Source organism: Emticicia sp. (genome assembly GCF_049241225.1).
In the GTDB taxonomy this organism is placed as follows: domain Bacteria; phylum Bacteroidota; class Bacteroidia; order Cytophagales; family Spirosomataceae; genus Emticicia.
This window is the reverse complement of the sequence record NZ_JBMLRC010000413.1, coordinates 2,828-6,245: the sequence shown is the minus strand read 5'-3', so window position 1 is coordinate 6,245 and position 3,418 is coordinate 2,828. Positions and strand designations below refer to the sequence as shown.

The 3,418-nt window shown below is 37.2% G+C and carries 4 protein-coding genes; 1 reads left to right on the top strand and 3 read right to left on the bottom strand.

Features of this window, described 5'->3' with window-relative positions:
- The first annotated feature begins 247 nt into the window (after positions 1–247).
- A complete protein-coding gene (locus ACOVO2_RS21340; protein WP_188764677.1) occupies positions 248–886 on the top strand; it encodes a DUF4230 domain-containing protein in 639 nt (212 codons plus the stop codon).
- A gap of 1 nt (position 887) precedes the next feature.
- Here the strand turns inward: ACOVO2_RS21340 and ACOVO2_RS21335 are convergent, their stop codons facing one another.
- From ACOVO2_RS21335 to ACOVO2_RS21325, 3 genes are all read right to left on the bottom strand, one after another.
- Complete coding sequence (locus tag ACOVO2_RS21335) at positions 888–1,685, bottom strand: glycerophosphodiester phosphodiesterase (RefSeq protein WP_421771930.1); 798 nt, start codon at positions 1,683–1,685, stop codon at positions 888–890.
- A 140-nt stretch (positions 1,686–1,825) separates the two neighbouring features.
- Positions 1,826–2,386, bottom strand: coding sequence for a DNA-3-methyladenine glycosylase I (locus tag ACOVO2_RS21330; protein WP_421771929.1), 561 nt, complete (start codon positions 2,384–2,386; stop codon positions 1,826–1,828).
- A gap of 165 nt (positions 2,387–2,551) precedes the next feature.
- A partial coding sequence (locus ACOVO2_RS21325; protein WP_421771928.1) for a 3-coathanger stack domain-containing protein occupies positions 2,552–3,418 on the bottom strand: 867 nt, incomplete at its 5' end.

Here is a 3,418-nt window from a genome sequence, read left to right as displayed (position 1 = left end):
GTTACTTTTTGAATTGCTTGAAGTCAAAATTTCTAAAAATATTTTTTTGTAAATCAATAAATTCTCAAAATTAAGATATTCTTAGCAAATTGTTTTAAATTTATTCATTAGGGTGGGGTTTGGAAAAAAATTGAACGCAGATGTTTATGATTTGTTAAGAGTTTAATCATAGAATATTGTAGAAGAAATCTCAAACGTTTACCCTATTCACTCATTCGCTCAATCACTCATTCAAAATTAATTTTCTATGGAATTTTTGCTTTTTCTTGTCGCCATTGCCATCGGAGGAATTGCCGCTTGGCAGATTTTCAATTGGATGTACGGAAAAAAATTACGTGATAACAAAGAAGAACTTCGCCAAGAATCAACGCTTCTGCTCGAACGTATCGAAAAAGTCTTCAAAGTCGTAATGGCCGAAGGATATTTCACCGAAATCTACGACCACAGCAGCAAAAAAGAGTTTATGGGCTTTTTTAAAGTGAATAAAAAGGCATTGGTGGTTTCGAGAGCGAAGGTTTCGGTAGGTTTTGATTTTGGAAAAATGAAAGTAAAGCGAGACGAAACCACCCGAAAATTGGTGGTTGAGCAGTTTCCCGAGGCAGAAATTCTGTCGATTGATACCGATTATAAATTTTATGATATTGACCAAGGTTGGCTCAATAAATTCAACCACGAAGATTATACAAATATCTTGAACGAAGCCAAAAAAGTGATGCAAGAAAAAGCCCTAACCAGCGATTTGCCAAGAGTAGCAAACCGACAAGTAGGGCTAATGATGAGTCAGTTAGCAGCTTCGATGAACTGGGAAGTTGAGTTTAAACAGTTGCCCATTTCTGAACAAAAAACGCTCGCCGAATTTGCTGATTTTCAAGAGGTTAAAGAATAAATTATTTCGATTCTTTGAGAATTTTGAATAATAATTCTGGCTCGTTGGTCGTGATAAATTCAAACTTTTGATTCAGTAAATTTTTCATTTCGGCTTCATCGTTTACCGTCCAAGCATTTAAGATAAGTTTGTTTTTGAGTGCTGCGGCTGCCCAATCAGGGTTCTTTTTGAACACCGAAAAATGATAATCAATACCATCAATTTTATCGGCTAAAATCTGGTCGGGCGATTTATCACCGCTCAGATGTTGGGTGCTTGCATCAGGTTTTATTTCTTCAATTCGCTTCAAAATATCATAATCAAAGCTGATGTAAACCGTAATGGCTTCGGCTTTTAGGTCTTTCACGAGTTTCAAAACCTTCTCAGCAATCAATTTTCCTCTTTCTTTGCTGGCTGATGGTTTGATTTCGCAAACCAATCTCGTGGTGGTATTATTTTCTTTACCAGCCAGAATATATTCTCTCAAAGTAGGTAATTTTTCACCGTTTGAAAGTGGCGTTTTGGCTAATTCTGCATAAGTAGTTTTCTCGATTTCGAGTTTAGTATAATGCGGGTCGTGGTTAATGATGAGCGAATCGTCGAGCGTCATTCTGACATCAAATTCTGAACCTGTGCAGCCCAATCGGATGGCTTCCTTGAGCGATGCTATTGAGTTTTCGGGAAGATTTTGGGCTTTCCACGCTCCACGGTGAGCCACAACTGGATTATTAGCAAATTTGATTTTTGTGGCTTTGGGTTTAGAAACCGTACAAGCATTTAGGGCGATGATAGATGATAGTAAAAGAATGCTTTTTTTCATGTCGTGAAGTTTTTTCGATAAAAGTACGAAATGATGGCTAATTAGATGGGTGGCTTAACGAAAAGATAATCTTAGCTGTATTACATAGAACTAATTTCCCCTCCTTGAAAAAAGGAGGGGAAATTTCAAAAAGTGTATTTCTATACAATATTTAGCGTATTCAACCACTTAGGCTCACTCTTCAAAACTTTGGCATAAATTTCACAACTTTCGTCATGGGCATGGGGTAAATAACCGATACTCATCAAAAACTCATTCACAATTTCGCCGCCCGTAAACTTAAATGTTTTCTTGAAAACCTTTATCCATTCGACTTTTGTTTTTGGGTGATGTGATGCCAGCCAGTTTCCAAACGAACCGTGTTCTTTTTGCAGATTTATAATTGTTTTGGCATTTTCGATGGCGGCATTGACTTTTAGTCTGTTGCGTATAATGCCCGCATCTGCCAAAAGCCGTTCACGGTCAGCTTCGGTGTAGGCGGCTACTCTCTGAATATCGAAATTATCGTACGCTGCTCTGAACGAGGCTTCTTTTCTGAGAATAGTTTCCCAACTTAATCCAGCTTGATTGATTTCAAAGATAAGTCGGCAGAAAAGTTCGTTATCATCATGAATCGGAAAACCGTATTGGTGGTCGTGGTAGGCTTTGTGCAAGGCTTGACGCTCGCCCGACATTGATTTGATAGCTGTGCAATAGGACATTTTTGGTTGAGGAGAACGATTATTGTATAAATTCTTTTTCAACCGTGAAGTTATGGTTTTTTGTAGGTTTGGTGAAAGGTTTTATGATTCTTTGTCTGTATTTCTCTATAAGTATAACAAGAGGCTAAATTTATAAAAAATCAAGCCTCTTGTTGATTGAGAGGTTTACTCACAGGTTTTTATTTCCGCCTTGAAAACTGGGGAAACATTACTAACATTAAATCCTGGTAAAAATATGATTGATTTGCCCGCTTGATAGCTAATTCTGGCTTCTCCTGTATGGTTATTGGTTGCTGTTATGGTATCAGTCGCTTTTTGCACAGATGTTCCAAAAGAGACATCATTTTTGGGACTCGTTAATGATAAATCTTTTGGATGAATTGTCAAAGGTATTGCGTTGATAATGCCATCTACAAAAGGAGCTATTGAAACTATCTTTATTCGGTAGCTTTCGCCATGTTCTATATTTAGCGGAATCGTACAGATTATATTGTTGGTTGTATTGTTGGTGCCAATAACTTGAGAATTATCAAATTTACCATTCTTATCTGATAGAATTACTTGAAATAAGTTTTCGTTCGAGAAATTACCAGTTGTTGTAAAAGCCACCTCAAAAGTAGAGCCTGCACAAAGCTCTGTTTTTGAAATAATTGCTTGCGAAATTGTTGAAGCATTGCCAACAATAGTGAAAGTTGTAACTATCGGCCCATATACTAAATTACCCTGTTTATTATCTTGTGAATAGCCAGTTACTGTCAAAGTGTAAGTTCCTGCTGGTAGAATTTCTCCTCTAATTGCAGTTCCTTCATTATCAAACATGGCGTATGGCTCTACATTTTGAAGCGTTTCCCAAGTTCGAGTGCCATTAGAAAGAATCATCGTAACGCTTTCAACGGGAATTCTTGAACATACTGGGCGAACCAAAATTGATGTGGGCTTTGTGTTCTGATTAATACTCATTCCATCTGTCAGAGCAAATAAATACTGGTGAGGATTGCCCGATAAAACGTATGAATATTGCAGTATTTGTGT